At 49.4% G+C, this 21446-nt stretch carries 20 protein-coding genes and 3 pseudogenes; 4 read left to right on the top strand and 19 right to left on the bottom strand.

The window, feature by feature from the left end:
* Positions 1-196: 196 nt before the first annotated feature.
* The 5 genes from B1A75_RS02940 to B1A75_RS02920 all read right to left on the bottom strand — a co-directional run bounded on the left by B1A75_RS02940 (position 197) and on the right by B1A75_RS02920 (position 7250).
* A complete protein-coding gene (locus B1A75_RS02940; RefSeq protein ID WP_079935694.1) occupies positions 197-1333 on the bottom strand; it encodes an IS110-like element ISGka2 family transposase in 1137 nt (378 codons plus the stop codon).
* 280 nt (positions 1334-1613) lie between these two features.
* Entirely contained in the window at positions 1614-2852 is a 1239-nt protein-coding gene (locus tag B1A75_RS02935) for a Glu/Leu/Phe/Val family dehydrogenase (RefSeq protein ID WP_033024515.1), read from the bottom strand.
* Between the two features lie 26 nt (positions 2853-2878).
* Complete coding sequence (locus B1A75_RS02930) at positions 2879-4078, bottom strand: ornithine--oxo-acid transaminase (protein ID WP_079935704.1); 1200 nt, start codon at positions 4076-4078, stop codon at positions 2879-2881.
* Between the two features lie 116 nt (positions 4079-4194).
* Complete coding sequence (gene pruA / locus B1A75_RS02925; protein ID WP_033024513.1) at positions 4195-5742, bottom strand: L-glutamate gamma-semialdehyde dehydrogenase; 1548 nt, start codon at positions 5740-5742, stop codon at positions 4195-4197.
* 95 nt (positions 5743-5837) lie between these two features.
* Positions 5838-7250, bottom strand: coding sequence for an amino acid permease (locus B1A75_RS02920; protein WP_033024512.1), 1413 nt, complete (start codon positions 7248-7250; stop codon positions 5838-5840).
* 235 nt (positions 7251-7485) lie between these two features.
* On the opposite strand from B1A75_RS02920, the gene B1A75_RS02915 reads away from it, so the two are divergent.
* The 3 genes from B1A75_RS02915 to B1A75_RS02905 are packed head-to-tail and all read left to right on the top strand — an operon-like array spanning position 7486 to position 10207.
* Positions 7486-8859 (top strand): sigma-54 interaction domain-containing protein, encoded by a 1374-nt coding sequence (locus tag B1A75_RS02915; protein WP_079935727.1) that lies wholly within the window; start codon positions 7486-7488, stop codon positions 8857-8859.
* A gap of 57 nt (positions 8860-8916) precedes the next feature.
* The gene (locus B1A75_RS02910; RefSeq protein ID WP_042382037.1) at positions 8917-9669 is read left to right on the top strand and encodes a TatD family hydrolase; all 753 of its coding nucleotides are present in this window, start codon (positions 8917-8919) and stop codon (positions 9667-9669) included.
* Between the two features lie 49 nt (positions 9670-9718).
* Positions 9719-10207 (top strand): DinB family protein, encoded by a 489-nt coding sequence (locus B1A75_RS02905; RefSeq protein WP_079935702.1) that lies wholly within the window; start codon positions 9719-9721, stop codon positions 10205-10207.
* Between the two features lie 64 nt (positions 10208-10271).
* Here B1A75_RS02905 and B1A75_RS02900 read toward each other — a convergent pair whose 3' ends face one another.
* The 9 genes from B1A75_RS02900 to B1A75_RS02860 form a co-directional block, all read right to left on the bottom strand.
* Positions 10272-11174, bottom strand: coding sequence for a DUF817 domain-containing protein (locus B1A75_RS02900; protein ID WP_021322048.1), 903 nt, complete (start codon positions 11172-11174; stop codon positions 10272-10274).
* A gap of 16 nt (positions 11175-11190) precedes the next feature.
* Positions 11191-11415: a helix-turn-helix domain-containing protein gene (locus tag B1A75_RS02895; protein ID WP_013144000.1), complete on the bottom strand. Its 225-nt coding sequence runs from the start codon at positions 11413-11415 to the stop codon at positions 11191-11193.
* A 10-nt stretch (positions 11416-11425) separates the two neighbouring features.
* A complete protein-coding gene (locus tag B1A75_RS02890) occupies positions 11426-11905 on the bottom strand; it encodes a DUF2975 domain-containing protein (RefSeq protein ID WP_011229691.1) in 480 nt (159 codons plus the stop codon).
* Positions 11906-12425: 520 nt separating this feature from the next.
* Positions 12426-13031 carry a kinase gene (locus B1A75_RS02885; RefSeq protein WP_079935701.1) on the bottom strand — a complete coding sequence of 202 codons (606 nt, stop codon included), beginning with the start codon at positions 13029-13031 and terminating at the stop codon, positions 12426-12428.
* Between the two features lie 26 nt (positions 13032-13057).
* Positions 13058-13339, bottom strand: a complete 282-nt coding sequence (locus tag B1A75_RS02880) for a hypothetical protein (protein WP_023634310.1) — start codon at positions 13337-13339, stop codon at positions 13058-13060.
* 129 nt (positions 13340-13468) lie between these two features.
* A complete protein-coding gene (locus B1A75_RS02875; protein WP_254866593.1) occupies positions 13469-14194 on the bottom strand; it encodes an ABC transporter permease subunit in 726 nt (241 codons plus the stop codon).
* 14 nt (positions 14195-14208) lie between these two features.
* Positions 14209-14748 carry an IS630 family transposase gene (locus tag B1A75_RS19750; RefSeq protein WP_020279733.1) on the bottom strand — a complete coding sequence of 180 codons (540 nt, stop codon included), beginning with the start codon at positions 14746-14748 and terminating at the stop codon, positions 14209-14211.
* A complete protein-coding gene (locus B1A75_RS19745) occupies positions 14745-15275 on the bottom strand; it encodes a helix-turn-helix domain-containing protein (protein WP_079935700.1) in 531 nt (176 codons plus the stop codon). The genes B1A75_RS19750 and B1A75_RS19745 overlap by 4 nt, the downstream gene beginning before the upstream one ends.
* Positions 15276-15570: 295 nt before the next feature.
* Positions 15571-16449 (bottom strand): IS982-like element ISGsp1 family transposase, encoded by an 879-nt coding sequence (locus B1A75_RS02860; protein ID WP_079935699.1) that lies wholly within the window; start codon positions 16447-16449, stop codon positions 15571-15573.
* A gap of 417 nt (positions 16450-16866) precedes the next feature.
* Between B1A75_RS02860 and B1A75_RS02855 the strand changes: the two genes are divergently transcribed.
* A complete protein-coding gene (locus B1A75_RS02855) occupies positions 16867-17589 on the top strand; it encodes a nucleotidyltransferase domain-containing protein (protein WP_012301091.1) in 723 nt (240 codons plus the stop codon).
* Positions 17590-17958: 369 nt separating this feature from the next.
* Here the strand turns inward: B1A75_RS02855 and B1A75_RS20610 are convergent, their stop codons facing one another.
* The 5 genes and pseudogenes from B1A75_RS20610 to B1A75_RS02830 form a co-directional block, all read right to left on the bottom strand.
* Positions 17959-18258: an IS3 family transposase gene (locus B1A75_RS20610; protein ID WP_139761701.1), complete on the bottom strand. Its 300-nt coding sequence runs from the start codon at positions 18256-18258 to the stop codon at positions 17959-17961.
* Positions 18239-18784 (bottom strand): annotated as a pseudogene (locus B1A75_RS19225) (IS3 family transposase); the annotation flags it as partial. The gene B1A75_RS20610 and the pseudogene B1A75_RS19225, both read right to left, overlap by 20 nt.
* A 38-nt stretch (positions 18785-18822) precedes the next feature.
* Positions 18823-19152, bottom strand: coding sequence for a transposase (locus B1A75_RS02845; RefSeq protein WP_012301090.1), 330 nt, complete (start codon positions 19150-19152; stop codon positions 18823-18825).
* A 229-nt stretch (positions 19153-19381) separates the two neighbouring features.
* Positions 19382-20183: pseudogene (locus B1A75_RS02835) on the bottom strand (ExeA family protein).
* Positions 20176-21428 (bottom strand): annotated as a pseudogene (locus tag B1A75_RS02830) (IS481 family transposase). The pseudogenes B1A75_RS02835 and B1A75_RS02830 overlap by 8 nt, the downstream one beginning before the upstream one ends.
* Positions 21429-21446: the final 18 nt, after the last annotated feature.

Raw genomic sequence — 21446 nt, 5'->3', positions numbered from 1 at the left:
GATGAGTCATTTTCATGCCCGGGTGGAGAGCAAAAATTGCTCATGGAACTTTTCCGTGAAAATCCCCACCACTTGGTGAGTGCGGTATACGCTCCTGATCCGTGAGGGTATACTGAAAATGGCCAAAAAAGGCAATAGGAAAGCAGAGGTGCCCGATTTTAGGCATCTCGTATAACCTGTCTGCCTTTTGGCTAGACTAAATAAGTTGTGGTTGGCGGAACGGCTCTTTGCGGGAGATCATGCAAAAGATGATCACCAACATCCGCCGAGCAATGGCGATGAGGGCTTTTTTCTTCCCGCACCGGGCCGCCAACGACCAAAACTTTCGGGACAAGGGATGCGTCTTGGATCGAGCTGCTGACCATGCCGCCTCGCATAACGCCGATCGGAGATGGGGATTGCCTTTTGTCGTGCGCGTGCTCTTTCGCTTTCCGGCGCTTTCATGGTTGCCGGGGGACAACCCCGTCCATGAAGCCGCCCGTTCCGGCGTTTCAAAGACGCTCATGTCGGTTCCCATCTCGGCGATGATGACGGCGGCGGTTTGTTTTTTGATTCCAGGCATGGTCATCAGTAAGTCCACTTCCTCGCGATACGGCTCGAGCAGGCGGTCGATATGCTGGTCGACTTCTTCGATTAACTGCTCCAATTCCTCAACGTGTTTCCACAAGAGGCGAAGGAGACGGAGCTCGTGTTCGGTCAAGGTGCCGAGCAGCGAATCGTACACCGCTTGCTTTTTCTTTTTGAGCCTTCCGCGCAGGCATTGATCCAACTCGTCCTTGTCCACGTATCCCTTCTCAAGCAGCCGGGCGAGGATGTCTTTTCCGGAAACGCCGAAGAGATCGGAGAGGACCGAGCCGAGTTTGACATTGGAAGACTCGAGCACTTTTTGAATCCGGTTTTTCTCCGAAGTCAGCTGTCCGACCCACTTTTTGCGGAGGCGGGTAAAATCCCGCAATTCGCGAATATCCGCTGGGGGGACGAAACTTTTTTCAACGAGTCCATGGCGGAGCAGCTTGGCGATCCACTCGGCGTCAGAGACATCGGTTTTTCTTCCCGGGACATTTTTGATCCGCTGCGGATTGGCCAGTGTCAAGTCGACATAGCCCTCGAGGAAGGCGAAGACCGGTTTCCAATACACGCCGGTGGATTCCATGGCGACATGGGTAACGCCATGTTCTTCGAGCCACTCAAGCAGGTCACCAAGTCCCTTCGAGAACGTGGAGAAGGTTTGAATGTCCTTTTGAATGTGTCCATCTTCTTCCCATAGCGCGCAGGCGACGATGGTTTCGGCATGAACATCCAATCCTGCGCAGCGAGGATAGATGACATCCATGATGAAAATCCTCCTTTTCGATGATCGAGTGCGCAAACAGCGAATCCACGGGAGAAATGCGGCAGTTTTCCGTTCGTCGTCACCTTTCCTCTATCACAGGAAAGGGCGGACAATGGGTGGTGCACCCAGTGGATTCAAACACTTTTCCGTACAGGGTCTAAGCCACCATTAAGCATAACGTCCTGTTGAACTGTTTGCGCCTATTCTTCATTATGGGAAGAAAAGGGGGATTTTCATGCCCGGGTGGAGAGCAAAAATTGCTCATGGAACTTTTCCGTGATTATACCCAACCGCGGTAGCGAGCTGCTTCTGCTGTTTGACGCAGCCCGATCATGTACGCCGCCATGCGCATATCCACACGGCGCGATTCCGCCAATTCATAGACGCGATGAAACGCGCTCGTCAATTTCTCTTTCAACTTCTCGACAATTTCCTCTTCCGTCCAATAATAGCCTTGGTTGTTTTGCACCCATTCAAAATAGGAAACAGTCACCCCGCCAGCGCTCGCCAGCACATCAGGCACCAATAGCACACCCCGCTCCGTCAAGATTTTGGTCGCTTCCAGCGTCGTCGGGCCGTTGGCCGCCTCGACCACAATTTTAGCGCGAATATTCGCGGCATTGTCACGCGTAATTTGATTCGCTACCGCGGCCGGAACTAAAATATCACACTCTTTTTCCAGCAGCTCTTGATTGGTGATGACATTCTCAAACAGCGTTGTCACCGTGCCAAAACTGTCGCGGCGATCCAACAAATACGGAATATCCAGTCCGTTCGGGTCATACAACGCGCCATACGCATCGGAAATGCCAATGACGCGAGCTCCAGCTTCATGCAAAAACTTGGCCAAAAAGCTGCCTGCATTGCCGAATCCTTGAATAATGACCCGCGCCCCCTGCAACTCGATTCCCGCTTTTTTCGCTGCTTCTTCGATGCAAATCGTGACACCGAGCGCCGTTGCTTTTTCCCGACCTTGGGAGCCGCCGAGCACAAGCGGCTTGCCGGTGATAAAGCCAGGGGAATCAAATTCGCGGATGCGGCTATATTCATCCATCATCCACGCCATAATTTGCGAGTTGGTAAACACGTCCGGCGCAGGGATATCTTTGGATGGCCCCACGATCTGACTGATCGCCCGCACATAGCCGCGGCTGAGCCGCTCCAGCTCACCCATCGACATGTTCCGCGGGTCGCAGACGATGCCACCTTTGCCGCCGCCATACGGCAAACCGACAATTCCGGCTTTGATCGTCATCCACATCGACAGCGCCTTGACTTCTTCCTCGGTGACATCTGGATGAAAACGAATGCCTCCCTTGGTCGGCCCTACGGCATCGCTATGCTGGGCGCGGTAGCCGGTAAACACTTTCACCGTTCCGTCATCCATACGGACGGGAATGCGTACGGTAAGGACGCGCAATGGTTCTTTGAGCAGCTCATACATCTCCTCGCCGTAGCCGAGTTTGGCCAGCGCCTCTTTGATCACGCGCTGGGTGGAGAGAAACATATTTTCTTCCATCGTCTCATTCGCCTCTTTGACTCGATTTATGGACGGGACAAGACATTCGCAATCCGTTCGAACGCCCAATCCAATTCCTCTTTCGTAATGATGAGCGGCGGTGCGAAGCGAATGACCGTCTCATGCGTTTCCTTGCAAAGCAATCCTTGCTCTTTCAGCGCCTCACAGTACGGACGCGCCGGCACATGCAGCTCAACGCCGATAAATAAGCCGCGGCCGCGGATCTCTTTAATATCGTCGTTTCGGATTTGTTTTAGTTTCGAAAGGAAGTATTCGCCAAGCTCAAGCGAACGCTCCGCTAGACGCTCTTCTTCAATCACTTCGAGCGCCGCGATCGACACCGCACATGCAAGCGGATTGCCGCCAAACGTCGATCCGTGCGAGCCGGGTTCAAACACCGACAAAATGTCGCGGTTGGCGACGACGCAGGAAATCGGGAACACCCCGCCGCCCAACGCTTTCCCTAAAATATACATATCAGGCACAACATCTTCCCAGTCGCAGGCAAATAACTTTCCTGTTCGCCCCAACCCCGTTTGAATTTCATCAGCGATGAACAACACGTTGTTTTCCTTGCACACGTCATACGCGGCTTTTAAAAAGCCTTGCGGTGGAATGCGGATGCCGGCTTCCCCTTGGATCGGTTCGACAAGAAACGCCGCCGTATTCGATGTAATCGCCGCTTTCAACGCTTCGATGTCGCCGTACGGGATGATTTTCACTCCGGGCAAAAGCGGCCCAAAACCGCGTTTATAGGCCGGTTCGGACGACAAGGACACCGCGGCGAGCGTCCGGCCGTGGAAATTGCCTTCACAAACGATGATTTCCGCTTCGTTGTCCGGAACGCCTTTTACATCATACGCCCAACGGCGCGCCGCCTTGAGCGCCGTTTCCACCGCCTCGGCGCCGGTGTTCATCGGCAGCACCATCTCTTTTTTCGTCAACCGGCACACTTTTTCGTACCACGGGCCGAGCTGGTCGTTATGGAACGCGCGCGATGTGAGCGTCACCCGATCGGCTTGCTTTTTCAACGCTTCAATAATCTTCGGATGGCGATGGCCTTGGTTGACAGCGGAATAAGCGCTTAACATGTCCATATAGCGGTTGCCCTCTGGGTCTTTCACCCATACCCCTTCCGCTTCCGAAATGACAATCGGCAATGGATGATAATTTCGTGCTCCATATCGTTCCGTTTGTTCGATGAGCTGTTGCGATTTTGTCGTCATCAAAATCCCCCTTTTTTTCCTCACTCTCCACCTTCACGGACAACGTTTGCCTTCATCCGACGATTGACGGACCAACGTTCCATTACAGGAAAAGGGCGGCTGCGGCCGCCCCGCCATTAAAACATTTCCGATACGGTTTTCGCTTGCATATGGAGAATCAAATAGTCCGGGCCGCCAGCTTTCGAGTCGGTGCCTGACATGTTAAAGCCGCCAAACGGCTGATAGCCGACAATGGCCCCCGTGCAGCCGCGGTTGAAGTACAAGTTGCCGACATGGAACTCGTGCCGCGCTTTTTCGAGATTCGCCCGATTGCGCGAAATGACGGCGCCTGTCAATCCGTATTCCGTATTGTTCGCGATCTCAAGCGCATGGTCAAAGTCGCGCGCTTTCGCAAACGCCACGACCGGTCCGAAAATTTCCTCCTGCATGATGCGCGCGTTCGGGTCGACATCAGCAAACACGGTCGGCTGGATGAAGAATCCTTTCGAGTCGTCTCCTTCTCCGCCCGTCATGAGACGGCCTTCTTGTTTGCCGATTTCGATATACTCCATAATTTTGTTGTACGCCCCTTGGTCGATGACCGGGCCCATAAACGTCGCTTGCTCTGCCGGGTCGCCGACGTTGAGCTGTTTCGTCAGCTCGACGACGCGGTTCAACACTTGGTCGTAGACATCTTGAACAACAATCGCGCGCGAGCACGCCGAGCATTTTTGTCCCGAGAAGCCAAACGCTGACGCGACGATCGATTGCGCCGCCAGTTCGAGATCGGCTTCTTTATCGACGACGATGGCGTCTTTGCCACCCATTTCCGCGATGACGCGTTTCAGCCAAATTTGCCCTGGGTGCACTTTCGCTGCCCGCTCATAAATGCGGATGCCGACATCCCGCGATCCGGTGAAGCTGATAAATCTTGTGCGCGGATGGTCAACCAAATAGTCGCCGACTTCCGCGCCGCTGCCCGGGATATAGTTCAATACACCAGCCGGAAGCCCCGCTTCTTCCAACACTTCCACAAATTTATACGCCACCACCGGCGTTGCGCTCGCCGGTTTCAACAGCACCGTATTGCCCGTGACAAGCGAAGCGACCGTTGTTCCCGCCATAATGGCAAACGGGAAGTTCCACGGCGAAATGACAACCCCGACGCCAAGCGGGATATAGAAAAACCGGTTCGTTTCCCCCGGACGGCTTTCGACCGGAATGCCGTCTTTCAACTTCAACATTTGCCGGCCGTAATATTCCATAAAGTCAATCGCTTCCGCGGTATCGGCATCCGCTTCGCGCCACGGTTTGCCTGCTTCTTTCACCAGCCAAGCGGAAAACTCGTGCTTGCGCCGGCGTACGATCGCCGCCGCCCGGAACAAAATATCGGCCCGCGCTTCCGGGCTCATCCGGCTCCATGTGCGGAACGCCTCATCAGCGGTTTTCATCGCCCGCTCCGCCAGCTCTTTGTTCGCTTTCGCCACCCGGCCGACCACTTCCGTTTTGTTCGCCGGATTGATCGAAGTGATTTTGTCTTCCGTCATCACCCGCTCGCCGCCGATCACAAGCGGATAATCGCGCCCAAGCTCCGATTCCACTTTTTTGAGCGCCGCTAAAAACGCTTCACGGTTCGCTTCCACGGTAAAGTCGGTGAGCGGTTCGTGTCTGTACGGCTGCACCATTTCGTCATCCTCCTTTTAAAGGCAAAAAAATTTTTCGTTATAAAACGATTTCATAGTTATATTATGCAAATGATTATGGCTTTTTTCAATTGTTTTTACTTGGCGGCCTTGAGCTCCCCCTTTTCCGCATTTAGAGGCTGAAGCCGTTTTTTCGCCACAAGGTGGTAGTACCCGTAGCAAGCGAGCAAAAACGGAATGCCGCAGTAAAGAGCGATCCGTTGATCTGGGATAAAGGCCAGTCCGATGATCGTCGCCATATTCAACGCAAACGCGGCCAGCGGCACGAACGGATACAACGGCGTCCGGTATTTCAGATCGCGCACATCGCCGCCTTCGCGCAAAAACGCTTTCCGGCCGAAATAGCTTGACAGCGCGATGGAAGCCCACACCGTGACGGCGCCAAACCCGGCGATCGCCGTCAGCCAGACGTACACCGTATCTTCCGCATACACGCTGCACAACAGAGACAAGCAGCCGATGGCAATGCTGGCAATAAGCGCATTGATGGGCACGCCGCGTTTCGATAGCTTGCTGAAAAACGGAGTGACCATGCCTTGGCGCGACATCGACCAGAGGACGCGCGATGTCGCATATAAGCCCGAGTTGGCCACCGACAACACCGCGGTAATAATCACAAAGTTCATAATATCGGCCGCATACGGAATGCCGATATTGTCAAACACCACCACAAACGGACTCTCAACGACGCCGGCTTTCTCCCACGGAAACAAACCAGCCAGCACAAAAATGGCCAAAATAAAGAAGATCAAAATGCGCCATACGGTGTTGCGCAACGCAACCGGCACCGTTTTTTCCGGCTCGCGGCTTTCCCCCGCGGCCACGCCGACCAATTCCGTCCCTTGGAACGAAAAGTTCACAAGGATCATGGTCGTAAAGATGGCCCAAAACCCGTTTGGAAACAATCCGCCATGATCAGTAAAATTCGAGAAAAACGGAGCGGGTTGTCCATTTTTCATATGGATGACTCCGAACATCGCCGCCAGACCAAGAACAATAAAGGCGATGACCGTCAGCACCTTGATGCTCGAAAACCAAAACTCCACCTCGCCAAATCCTTTGACAGACAACGCATTGATCAAAAACAACAATAAAGCAAAGACGGCGCAAAACACCCATGTCGGCACATCGGGAAACCATCGTTTCATGAGGATGCTGACAGTGAGAAGCTCGATGCCGACCGTCACCGACCAGTTCAGCCATGACAGCCAACCGATGCAATACCCCACTGCCGGCGAGATGAACTTCGTCGCATACGTCTGATACGACCCGGCATCAGGAATTCTCACGGCCAATTCTCCTAACGAAAGCATTGTCAAATACATGACCAATCCGCCAAAAAGATAAGCAACGACGGCCCCTCCTGGCCCCGCCTCATGAATCGTATAACCCGATCCTAAAAACAAACCGGTGCCGATCACTCCGCCTAGCGCGATCATAAATAAATGCCTGCTTTTTAGCTCTCGTTTCAGTTCTTGCACTGGTTGCATCCGAAAACTCTCCCCTCTCTATGATAGATTCCGCAACCGCTTACATTTTTATCAAACGAACAGCAACCTCCTTTTATGCAAAATTATTTTTCAATTTCTAATGTATTACAACTTTATTATGAAATGATTTTTTTCTATTTTCAATATATTTAGCAAAAAATTTTTTCACATCTTTCTTTCCCTTCCTGTCTCCCGTCCACCTTATGCTATAATACAAAAAAGAGAGGTGCTGATCGTGAACCGGGATATGGAAACGCTTTTATCAATGTATGAGCAAATTCTCGAAATGATCGACCTTGGCGTCCATGCGGTCGATCAACATGGGAAAACCGTCATTTACAACCGGAAAATGCGGGACATCGAGGGTATGAACATCGAGGACGTGCTCGATAAAAATATTTTGGACGTCTTCCGCTTCAACCCGGAGCAGCCGAGCACATTGCTTGAAGCGCTGCGCACCGGTGAAAGCATTCTGAACAAGCAGCAAACCTATTTCAATAACAAAGGGCAAGCCGTGACAACGGTCAATCAAACGCACCCGCTGCAAAAAGACGGGCGCATCATCGGCGCCGTGGAAATCGCCAAAGACATCACGAAGTTCCGCAAACTGATCCAAGAACACCACCAACGCAAGGAAGCCAGCCGCACGTTTGCCGATATCATCAGCCAAAGCGAAGCGATGCAAAAGGCCATCCGCCTTGCGCGTCATGCCGCCCGCTCGGAAGCGCCTGTGCTGCTCATTGGGGAGAAAGGGACAGGAAAAGACTTGCTCGCTTCCTGCATTCACCACGAAAGCGAACGGCGAGCTAAGCCGTTTTTTGCGCAAACGTGCCTGTCGCTTCCGGATGATTGGATGGAAACGATGCTGTTTGGCAGCGAAGAAGGCGGCGAGATCCAGCCCGGTTTGTTTGAACAAGCGGACGGCGGCACTGTGCTGCTTGACGATATCGACTCGTTAAGCCTGCCGCTTCAACAAAAACTCGCCCGTTTTCTGCAAGAAAAACAGTTTGTCCGCGCCCATGGCCAAGAACCGGTTCGTGCGGACGTTCGCCTCATCGCCTCGACAAGCGGAGACCCGATCGATGCCGTCCAAGCAGGGGAATTGCTCAAATCGCTTTACTACCAAATTGCCGTCCACTGCATCGTCCTGCCGCCGTTGCGCGAACGGAAAGAGGACATTTTGCCGCTCGCTATCCATTTCATCCGTCAAGGCAACGAGCGCTATGGCCTACATGTCGAAGGACTCGGCGATGACGTGCAAGAGGCGTTTCTTGCTTACAGCTGGCCCGGCAACGTGCGCGAGCTTGAGGCCATCATGTTGGAAACGATGGCGACGATGGAACAAGAACAAACCATCACCCTCGCCCATCTGCCTGCCCCTTTTCGAGCCAAGCTGGCGCCCGACGAAACGAAAACGGACTTTTTATTTGATACGGAAGACATTTTGCCTCTTGACAAATACATGGAAGAAGTCGAAATTTACTACATCCGCAAGGCGCTGCAGCATCACGGCTTCAACATCACAAAAACGGCCAAAGCGCTTGGTTTGAGCCGACAAAACTTGCAATACCGCATCCGCAAGTACCAGATTGATAAGGAATGGGGATGAAAAGGCGAAAAGCCTCAGCCAGCGGGACGGCAAAAAGGACAGGGGAGGTCGCTGTGGATGATCGACGCTCATATTCATCTCGACCAGTACACGGACATCGATGAACAAATCAACCGTTGGCAAGAAGCGGGCATCACCGGCGTCGTCGCCGTATCCACCGATTTGCGCTCCAGCTGCCGAACGCTCGAGTTGAAACAGCGATTCCCTTCCTTCGTCTACGCCGCCATCGGTTTTCATCCCGAGCAACCGCTGCCAAGCGAAGCCGATTGGAACGAATGGACAGAACTTGTCAAGCAAGAGCGGCCGCTGCTCGCCGCCATCGGCGAAGTCGGGCTGCCATACTATTCAGCGGAAGCATGCGCCAAGCTGCCCGCGTATCAAGAACGATTAACCGAAATCGCGGCCATCGCCGCGGATGCTTCCTTGCCGCTCGCCCTTCACGCCGTCTACGACCGCGCGGAAACGACCTTGGCCATCTTGTTGCAAGCTGGTGTCCGACAAGCCCATTTCCACTGGCTGAAGGCCGAGCCTGCCGTGGTCAAACAAATCGTCCAATGCGGCTACTACATCTCCGTCACGCCGGAAGTGTGCTACCGCGAGCGCGACAAGCAGCTGTTATCCCTCGTTCCCATCGAGCAGCTGCTCCTTGAAACCGATGGCCCATGGCCGTTTGCAGGCCCGTTTGCCGGAAAACTGACGACGCCGTTATGGCTATTGGACTCCGCGCGAGCCGTGGCGGCACACTATGGCCGAGATATCGAACAAGTCAAAACCATGATCACGGCGAACACAAAACGGCTTTACGGTTGATCTTCCTTATCGTACGATGAAACCAAATCTACATCGAAATGAGGGAAACATGATGGATCATAATGAGCAAGTGCGCCAACAGCTGATCAAAAGCGTTTCCGGGCTGTCGGACGAACAGCTGAACACCCGAGTGGCGGACGGAAGTTGGACGATCGCCCAAGTGCTCGAACACCTGTACTTAATCGAAACATCGATCGCAGCCATGATCGCCTATACATTAAAGCATGGCGAGAGCCAACCGGTCGAGGAGAAACCGATCCACTTGACCGTTGATCGTTCGAAAAAAGTGGAGGCGCCTGATTTCGCCCGCCCGAGCGACCGCTTTTTCACTCGACACGAACTGGAAGAAAAATTGCATCAATCGCGGCAGCGGTTGCGCCAAATCACGGAGCAAGCCAACCCGGCTGACTTGGAAGCCAAATCGTTCCCGCATCCAATTTTTGGGCCACTGAATTTGAAGCAATGGGTGGAATTTGTCGGCTATCATGAACAGCGCCACCTCGCGCAAATGGAAGAAATCAAGGCACAGCTTCCGTGAGGAGCGGGCGGCTTATCAAGGAAAAAGCCGAGCAACGACCAGCCAAATCCCCGCCCTGCTCGGCTTACAACGATTTTCCATCTTCATGTGAACGCTCCACTGCCCCTGTCACAGCCATTGTTTTCACTTGCTTTAACGTCGCCACGATGAGAAAACTGACAATAACAAGCAAACACCACGAACTCACCTTCCCAAGATGAACAAGGCTCCACGCCTTCACCTGGTTTGGATATTGCCAAGCGCCAAAAAAGGTGGCGATGTTTTCCGCGATCCAGATGAAAAACCCGATCAGCAAAAAGGACAAAACAAGCGGCATCCGGTAGCGGACTCCCCCGACCTCATACGTCACCCATGACCGCCAAAAGACAAGCATGACGAGGCTTGAGAGCCACCAACGAACGTCCACCCAATAATGGTGGGTGAAAAAATTCAAGTAAATCGCCGAAGCGAGAGGAACGACCATCCAAAACGGCGGCCATTGCACCAACTCCACCTTCAGCCTTCGCCACGCCTGGCAAAGATAGCTGGCGACGCTCGCATACATAAACCCGCTGTACAAGGGCACGCCAAAGATTTTCGTATACCCCTCTTCCGGATACGACCACGAACCCATGCGCACTTTAAACAGCTCGAGCGCAAGTCCAATGACGTGGAACAAGGTGATCACTTTGAGTTCATCCCGCGTTTCCATCCCTGACCGCACCATCCACCATTGCATGAGAAGGCAAATAACAAGCAGCCAATCATACCGCGGCAATAGCGGAAGCGGCGCGATCTTCGTCAGCGCCAATGAGGCAAAAATGACAACCGGAAACACGCAAGACAACACCTGCGCCCAACCGAAGCGAACAAGCTGCACAAACGCTTTGATCAGCCGCGACTTTCTGCAAAACTGGCGCACCCGGACGATCATGAGGCAAAGCGGTGGGTATTCGTTCACCGCTGCCTCGTGTTTCTCCCCTTTCAAGCCGTCCCCTCCCTACTCACGGATTTGACTCCCCTTCATCACTTCGATACTCCAAAATGTCCCCGGGCTGGCAATCGAGCGCCTTGCAAATGGCTTCGAGCGTCGAGAAACGGATCGCCTTCGCCTTCCCGTTTTTCAAGATCGACAAATTCGCCATCGTGATCCCGACTCTCTCCGACAGCTCGGTGACGCTCATCTTCCGCTTCGCCAACATGACATCAAGATTCACGATAATCGGCATGTCATCCACCTCAAATGGTCAACTCATTTTCTTGTTTGATTTCAATCGCCTGCTGCAGCAGCTTTTGCAAAACCGCGGCGAACACAGCGATGACAAGCGACGCAAACGGCACAATCAGACCGACGAAAATGACACCCGGAGCGTCGTCTTTCTCGGCGAACAAGTAAAACAGCGGCAAGACAAGCAAATGCAGCCCGCTGATGGCGACGGCGCAATGTTTGATCGTCTTTAACGCTTTCACCGACGCCTCGGAAAACGCGTCGTTTCGGTCAATATACACTAACAACCGGAACGCCTGATACAAAGCGAAGTAGAACGGCAGCGCGGACGCCTCAAACACAAGATAAACAAAATACTTGATCCAAGGGAACGTTGGCACCAGCTTGACAGCCACCTTCGCAAGCGCAGGCACCAAAAATAGGCACAATGCCAAAACCGGAAGGCCGATCAACACTAAAGACGCCTTCAAAAACAACGTTTCCCGTTTCATCGAAACACCTCACTGACTCGTTTTCGACTTTATTGTAATGAACGTCTTATCGTTTATCAATAAATAATTGTTGATTTAAATTAAATTTTTTCTGCAAAACAGCAAAAAGAAAAGACGTCCCCACACGGGAACGCCCGACCATACCTATTGAGACGACAGGCACACCGTATTCACTTCCACGCCGCCCATTACCAATCGATTCGCTTTCCATCCCGGAAAAAGCCGCCGTTCGGCCCGTCAGGCCCGATTCTGCTATTTAACCGCACTCCCCCCAATTACTCGTTTTTCATCGACAGCCAGTGCTTTCGCGGAAATCATAATAGGATACCCTCCTTCAATCCATAAATTTCATCAACACCTGTCTATCATTATAAAAGAATGAGGGCACTTTCAATGGTTAGATCAAGACAATTCGTTGATTATTCAACAAATTGTATGAAATTATCGATGATCGATTCGATGTTTTCTTTTCCAACATCGTCATCCTCGCAAAGGAACAAACCCTACCAAAGATTCCCGATCATGAGGTCATATCGAAAACAACATCCGCCCGTTTAATCGGCTCTTCGGTTTCCAAATAATAGTCTTCTGCTTTCCAATACCGGTTGATGAACTTTTGGATGTTTTGTTTCACTTGATCGTTTTCACGGGCAAAGCGAATCTCCCGCGGACAATCCAAATAGACGACGAAATCAAAGAACGGCCTCCATTCTTTCCTTTGCAGAAAAACACCTTCAATCATGATCATGTCCGAATCAGAGAGATAAACCGTTCGCTTGGAGTGCGTATCGGTCTCATGATCATAAAACGGGAGGGTCAGCTGGTGGGATGCTTTGAGTTGACGGAACAACTGATGCGTTAGCCACTCCACATCCCACTGTAAATAATAATATTCAAACCATTCCTCGTTTCCCGTATGATAACGTTTGGCTCGCTCGACAATATGATCATCCATGTGAAAAACGCACACGGAGATGTCTTGCTCCCGCAACGTTTGACTCAGCTGATTGGCTAATGTCGTTTTGCCCGATCGGCTTAGCCCATCAATCCCGAGGACCAATCGGCCCGCTGTTTTTATCGCCAAAATGGTCTTGCATAAGAAGTCGATGCGATCACGCAACTCCATCCCCCCTCATGTATTTTTAGGATAGCCTATCTATAAAGTACAAATTCAAAATCGCCCTGCTGCGGCGGAAAAGAAGCGGTTTTTCCCGATGAACTCCGCTGTTTTTTCCGCTGCTTCCGTTTTCCTTTTCCAGCGATCACTTGCTCTAACCCTTTTCCCATTAATTTGAAGGCAAAAATGGCAACGATAAAGGCAACACACGGCCCGACAACAATCCATTGGTCAAGCATCATTTCCCGATAGGAAAGACCGATCAAGCCGGACCATTCGTTCGAAAGGGAGAGCGCCACTTTCTCCGGAGGGCCCAACCCAGTAGATCTGCTTCGGCGGCTGCGGAATGATGTCTTTCAGCCAATAAGAATAGAAAAAACTGGCCAGCAATAGACCGGCCGCGATGATAAACCCTGTCGTAAAATAAACGTTGCGGAATGCGCGCATCACGCTACCCCCCTCTCGATTCCCGTCAAATAAGCAATCACTCGTTTTCCGGCCACATCAATGATGTAAAACGGCAAAAACAGCATGGCAAGACCGATAGCCACTACTTCCGGCGGGAGCTGCTCATACAAAAACCGGAACAATCCGTGCATATTAAACAAATATTCCGCCACTAACAAGTTCGACAGCATAAACCAAAACAAATATTGGACGTTAGAAAACACGGTGATCAGCGCGTTGCGGAACATATGGCGCCATAGCACTGCCGTTTTTGACAATCCTTTCGCTAGCGCATATTCGACGTATGGCTTGTCTTTTTCCTCCGTAAACGCAAGAAATGTCATTTGGAACAGCAGAATGGAAGGCAAAATGGAAATCATGACAATCGGCAGCACGTATACATTGTCAAAACCGGCAACAGGATTGACAATAAGCAAATCTGTCTTTTTAAACACCCAGATGACAAACAGTTGCGTAGAAAAAATAAAAATAACATCGGGGATCGACTCAAGAAAAAACGCGATTCCTTTAACCATTTTTTGCAGCGGACGCGGAAGCAAAAAGCAGATGTAGGCTCCCGTAACGGCTATAAGGAAGGAAACAGCCAGCGCCCCCCATAAAATAATAAGGGAATAGGCATACGGCTCCATCATCGTTGAGAGCAGGGGAGCATTGTGCCATTGCGAGAGCGAAACCGTTATATCACGAATATATACATGCAACATAAAGAGTTAACTTCTCATCCTGCACACCCTAAGCGTTGCAGCACTTCCTCCGGACGTTCGTGGATGTAGTGGACAAACCGAGCAATGGCCTGGACGATATCGTTTCGATTTTTGTGAAACACATTGGCGATCACGGTGTCTTTCAGCCATTTCCACAAGCGTTCGATCGGGTTCAGTTGCGGAGAATACGGAGGAAGGTAAATAAAGTGAAAACACTGTCCTTCTTCCCGCAAAAACTCCTTGACCATTTTGGCATGGTGAATGCGGGCGTTATCCAACACCAAAACCATGAGACGGTCTAAATAGCGCTCTTTGAGCATTCTCAAGAAATCCAAGAACGTCGCGGCATTGGCAGCGGTCGTTTGATGAAGCACCGTTTCACCATCATGGACGTTGACCGCGCCAAACAGCGATACGTGGGCATGATGGCCAAACGTCGGCACTTGTTTTTGGCGGCCGACTTCCGACCATGTGGACCGCAAGACATGGTAAGAGCGGATATGGGTTTCATCGATGTACAGAAGAACAGCATCTTCTGTCTCCTTGGTGATCAAGTTTTTTTTATCAGATCCATTTGTTTTTCAAATTGTTTTTGCTCATCCAGATTTCCTTTCGCCAGTGTGTACGTCGGTCGTGTCCACGACAGCCCTTTGCGGTGCAGGAGTTTTCGCAGCGCTTCGCGGGAAATGGAAACACCGAATTGCTTTGCGACATAGGATTGCAGGAGTTTGGTGTTCCACGCCGAAGCGACGTCCCAGCCCAGTTCCGCGGGAATAGTGGTCAACACAAGCTGTTTGATCTTTTCCTGCTGTTCTTCGGTGAGAAACGGCTCCCGCCCGGGGGCGAAATCCCGATGAAGCAGGAGTTCAAGGCCGCCTTCGTTGAACAGCGACACATAATGGGAAACAGTTTGTCGGCACACGTTGACCATGGAGGCCACGTCTTTGCCCAAATAGCCTTCCATGACCAGGCGGACGGCCATCACACGTTGGCGGAGATGGGCGTTTTTGATCTTCCGTTCCTGCTTGCGGAGTTTCCGGGGCGTCCATCCATGGTTGTCGGTGATTTTGAGACGTTTCATGCAGAATTCCGCTCCTTTTCCATGTTTTTCATTAGGAGCAGTATAACCGGAGTGGGCACCGCTTATGCGAAGGTTAACTTTTCAATGAGCATGTATATAGTTTTGTTCTGACTTCAAGACCCGTATATTCTCTTGCTTTCTGGGAAGACAATAATTCGATTGGGATATTTAATATACCTTTTGCCTGATCAGTAGAAGAAAAGCGAAGTGAAGAGCATTCCATTAAAAGAGAGTTAGGTTTTTCTTTGTCTGATATCAATAGATTATTATGTTCACCCGTGGTGCTAGTTGAGCGTCAGCGCTCAACCAGCCCTAGTGTGACCAGGGAATACGCCAACAAGATGCCATCGAGTGCCACTTCAAACCCGGCAATGGAATTCGCTCGAATGTCGGTGATCCGGTATTGGTCTACGAGAATCGAAAACACCGTCTCGATGACTTTGCGTTTTTTCCTGATCCATTCTTCCCATGCCTTGGATGGGCCGTGCTTTTGATTGTGTCGAGACGGTGTCCAGAACGCGGCTTGGTGTTCTTCGTACAGCTTTTCTCGAAGAGCGYGGCTGATGTACCCTTTGTCCCCAAAGTTGTAGGGATGAGGGATTTGAGTCATCACCGTTTCAGCGGCTTTGACGTCGTGGCAGGACGCTTCCGTCACGACATAGCCCATGGCCAGCCCTTGATTGGTCACTTGAAGATGCAGCTTGAAACCGTAGTACCATTGCTTTTTGGAAGCACAATACCCCATATCCGCGATCCCTCGAAATCGCTTGACGCGCTGCATTCTTGCGGGATGGCACAACGGAAGAGGCAAGCTGTCGACGACCGCATAAGCATGGTGTTGGCCACGTTTCGCCAGCTCATGACGGATCCATTTGATGGCGAAACCAAGCGCCCGGCAGCGGCGGTTGTATCGGGAGCGTTCAAGAAACGAGCCGTTTGTGAACAAATTTCCCGTGACAAAACGATGCCAGGCTCGTTCGGAAGAAAAGCCCAGCAGCTTCCCCAAAAGGTGAACCGCCATGACCACTTCGTCTTCTTGCTTGACCAAGTGACGGTTGCGGCGATGAAGATACATTTGAATCAACGACAGTTGGGCAGAAACAAAACAGAAAATAGCGGCATATTGTTTTTGAAGTTTGGCTGGATCTGTAGTAAAATGAAAGTGCTCTTGCATGGGGGATCTCTCCTTTCGAATGTTGGGTGACACTTTCATTCTACTGGAGATCCGCCAGCAAGGGCTATTTTTATGCTTGTCTGAGTTTTATCTAGCACCACGGGTCATTTAAAATATTTTTTAATAAATTCTTGTCAAGCCAATAATTGAGATACTTATTTCCTCTTTCAGTTTTCGGCTCTATCCAAAAGCTTGAGTTTACTAATGTAGTTATTACAATATCAATAACCTTTTTTAGTTTAATTTCATGTATTCCTTCAGGCATAAAGATCCACCTACTTTATAAAAATCGATATGAAATAACCAATAAAAATTTACACAACTTAAATATTAAATATTCCAAAAAATTAACTATGTATAGGGCACTATTGAGTGGTAAAATATTCATAATACAAATATTCAAAAGGAGAGATAAATATGTCTTTACGGATACCGCCTATAGAAGCTGCTTTAAAATTTATAGATAACTATATCCCAAATTGTGATTTGGCTATCTTAGGGGGGAGTATAATTAGAGGAGATTACACAAATACTTCAGACCTAGACATTGTGGTAATTTGTAATGATGAAAACGCACCCTACAGAGAATCATTTATAGAATATAATTGGCCAATTGAGCTATTCGTACATACTAAAGCTTCACTGTACGAGTATTTTAATAGGGATTGTAAACGAGCAAGACCTTCATTACCAAGAATGTGTTGGGAAGGAGTTGTTATTAAAGACAAATTAGGATACAGTGAAGAAATCAAGAAGGAAGCTAAAAGACTACTTGACATGGGTCCTCCTAAATGGGAGCATCATGAAATTGAAGTTTCTAGATATGGCATATCAGAATTATTATATGACTTAGAAGGTTCTATTGATTATATTGAAGATATATTTACTGTAAATAAGTTAATTTATTCTATACATGAATTTGTACTAAGAACAAATAATTATTGGATAGGAGAGGGAAAATGGGTTTGGAGAGCACTGCAACAGTACGACATTAATTTTTGTTCTCAACTTGCTCAGGCACTTAATAATTTCTATAAAAATCACAATAAAGATGATCTAATCAACCTCTGTGATGAGGTATTGAGGCCATACGGTGGACGTTTGTTCAAAGGGTTTTCAATAGGAAAAAATCAAAAATAGTGAAAAGATTTTAGAATATTTTAATTTACACTGATCCTGTCAAAAAACTCATAATTACACAAAAATCACATAAAAATATTATTATAGATAGAAACTTTTTAACCATAGAAAGGAAGATGGAATATCATTGTGTTACCAATTGTATGAAGGAACATGTATTCACCCTAGATAGTAAATGCGCGTTTAAATATTGGTCGTTTACATTTGGAGGAATAACAATATTATTTCTAATGAAACGAAGAAGTATAATTGGATAAATTTACCGCAATCTAAAGTATAAAGAGAAAGGAAACTAGTGATTTAAGGAAAGGCTGACTCAAAATGGTCTTACCCCTGTCAAGTAGACAGTAATAAAAAAAGAATGATTCACTAAGCAGCCATACCCCTAAATTCGATCAGAGTAAGGTTGTTTAGTTTCTTTTGAAATCGTTTATGATTATAAAACGTGATATACCGTTCTACAGCTTTCCGTACCTCCATTGGGGTTTGAAAGCGATAGCGATAAAAACACTCGGTCTTAAAGTGGCTAAAAAAGCTTTCGATACAGGCATTATCGAAACAATTCCCTTTTCTAGTCATGCTTGCTTTTATGTTGTATTCTTGTAATAATTGGTGATATTTTTGGGAGATGTATTGGTATCCTTGATCACTATTGGAGGAGGAGACCATTTACATCTCGTTTTTTTATGGCTTTTTTTACCGTGTTTATTACAAGTGAAAGATCATTTCTTTCACTGATTTCATACCCTACGATCTCATTATTGTAGAGGTCTAAAATGGCAGATAAATATAAACGTTGTCCATTGAAAATCAGATATGTAATATCAGTCACCCATTTTTGGTTCGGTCTTTCAGCTGTAAACTCTCGGTTTAAATGATTTTTTGAAACCACATACGCTTCTTTTCTGCCGAAATACTTCCACTTTTTCCTTCTGATTTTGGCTTGGATTCCCATCTTTTTCATTAATCGATAGATACGCTTATGATTGATGTTTATGTTGTACTCACGTTGGAACCACGTTTTCAGCCTTAGATAGCCATAACTCCAATGGATTTCCTTGTCTGTTTCACACTCCATTATTTTATCCATGATCCATTGATCTTCTAATTGTTTTTTCGATGGTTCTGTCTGACGTTTCACCCATTTGTAATATCCAGCTGTAGAAACCCCTGCAATCTCACATAATAGGACAACCGGAAATTGAGTTCTTCATTCATGAATGATCGTAAACACTAAAGATTTTTCTTTTGTCGTATCAACCCCTTTCTCACAGCCAAGAGCTTTTTTAAGTAGGCATTTTCTGCTTCTAAGCGTTTCATTTTCTCCTCTGGACTTGACGGATTTTTACGCAGTCTTCCCTTATTCGTTCCTATCGTTTTTCCTTGTTTTTCTTTCAGGCCCTTTATTCCTTCTCTTTGGTACTGATTCACCCATCTCTGTAACATCGAGTTATGAATATGGAAGTGTTTTAAAAGGTCACTTTGGCTCCAACCTTCATGAAGGTACTTATGAACAATGTCCATTTTAAATTCTGCAGAATACGTTTTTCTCTTTTTTTCCATAAAAAATCCCCTCCATAGTTAGTGTAAACTAGCACATTATTTCAGAATCCCTTTTTCAAATTATTTCAGGCGGATTCGGAAATAATGTGCAAAATTTTTGCGGATTGTTCCGGATTTTGCACATTCTTTCGGAACGTTTGCACGCTCTTTCAGATGAAGATTTCCAGCGCGCCTGATGGACCGATGGAAAAGARAAAGCACAAAAGAGGCCGATTCGGCCCCTTTCRTGCTAATACCCCATTTCCTCTGCGGCCATGCGCACCACTTCTTCGTCAATGGCGTCCTTTTTCAGCTGATACCCGTATAACAGGCACGTCGTGGCCAACGTGTTGATCACCCGAGGCCATCCCCGCGACTGCAGGGCAATCGCCTCTAACGCCGATGGAGTGAAGATCGGATGCTTCGCCCCGGCCTGTTTCATCCGATGCTCGATGTAGCCCGCCACCTCTTCCTTCTCCAGCGGCCCCATCCGGTATCGCATGATGATCCGCTGATCGAGAGGGCGGTGCTGATTGAGCCGCAGCTTCCCCTGTAAATGGGGCAGCCCGGCCAAAATCAAGACAAATGGGTTGGTCGAATCCATCTCAAAGTTGAACAAGATGGCGATGTCCTGTAAAAATGCATCCTTTGCTAAATGCATCTCGTCCAAAATGAACACCGGCGTGATCCGTCGTTCATGATACAATCGCTCGATCGCCTGCTGGATTTGGCGGAAGAGRTCTACCTTGCGGTACTTCGGTTCCTCTCCTAATCCCAAGGCCAGTCCACGGTAAAAATCCATCACGCCTCCGGTGGATAACGGAAAGTAGACGACATGATACAATGATGGATTCAATGACTCTTTCAGCGCCCGAAGGGCGAACGTCTTGCCCGCCCCYGGCTCTCCGATCAACAGCCCGATCCCCCGGGTTCGTTTCACGTACTCCAGCGCCCGCAACGCTTCCTGAAATGACGCCCCTTGATTACGCCTCGGACGGGTCTGTTTCTTTCGCAAACGGCTCCCGCGAGAGGGAATAAAACGTTTTATACATCGTGTTCTCCCTCCTTCGCCGAAACCGCCGCAAACGGCGACCGGTGGCGCTTCACATAGGCGTTGTCCTCCAAACGAACCCGAACGGCCTCCGCCACCTTCCTTCCATCTTCGTACACATAGACGCCCCGTTCGTCATAGCGGAGTTCAATCGATTGCCCAATGAACCGGGGCGGCACTTCATACAGCTGCTTGTTCAAGGTGATCGTTCCATCGGCTTTCACCTTGCGGTGCTCCCGCTTCAGAAAAATCGCATCCAGCCAATCACCATCTTCGATGAACGACACGAGATGCACTTGCGATTGAAACACCTCATGCGGCGTTTTTCCGTCCAGTGAGGCGTGCGGTTTTCGATGATACTCCTCTTCAAGCCACTTCCAAAAACGCTCGTTCAACTCGTCAAGCGATTTCGGCGGATTCAGCTCCAACAGTGGATAAAACCGTGTCTGTACGGTGCGGAAGAACCGTTCGATTTTTCCCTTGCTTTGCGGGTCATACGGCTGGGTGTGGATGAGTGTAATCCCCATCTCGGCGCACGCATACTGCAGCACCTCGGACCGATAAATTTTCCCGTTGTCCGAGTAAATGCGTTTCGGCTTCCCGCAACGAAGCACCGCTTCCTTCGTGACGATCCGCAGCCCGTCAAACTTCTCCGAAGGGAAAAATTGGGCATATGGCACTAACCGCGAGCAGTCATCGATATAGGCGATCAAAAACGTTTTCTGGGCTTTCCCATTGACTCGAATCGTGGGTCCATGGGATAAGTCCCCTTGCCAAAGCTCATTGATCTGGTCATACGCAAAGCGTTTTCGCTCCGGCATGGGCAAAATTTCTTTCCCGACAAGGTTGTGTTTTTTCAATAATCGGTATATAGTAAAGTAAGAGGTATGGTTTTCTGGGATTTCCCCCTGCTCGATYAGGTGTTCGTAGAACACCATCACGGGCATGGTGGGATGTTCTTTTCTTAGGGCTAAAATATGATCCTCATCATCGGGCGACAGACGCCTTGAGTGGCCGCGGTCCGAACGGCGCTTCGGCTTCAAGGCGTCGAAGCCCCTTTTTTGTATCGGGCGCACCAATCCAGAATCGTCTTCGCCGCAATGGGTTTGTCCCCTTGATGAGGAATCGAATGCACTCGCCCGCCCACCTCATTCAAATACGCTTTGGGTTCCACCTGGCCATTCACCAACGGAGCGATCAGCCCGTACCGAAACAGCGCGATGTCGTGTCTCATCGATTCATCCATCCGGATCTCCTCCCTGTC

Source organism: Geobacillus sp. LEMMY01 (genome assembly GCF_002042905.1).
GTDB classification, from domain to species: domain Bacteria; phylum Bacillota; class Bacilli; order Bacillales; family Anoxybacillaceae; genus Geobacillus; species Geobacillus proteiniphilus.
The sequence above is the reverse complement of the archived record's forward strand: the minus strand, read 5'-3'. Positions and strand labels throughout refer to the sequence as shown.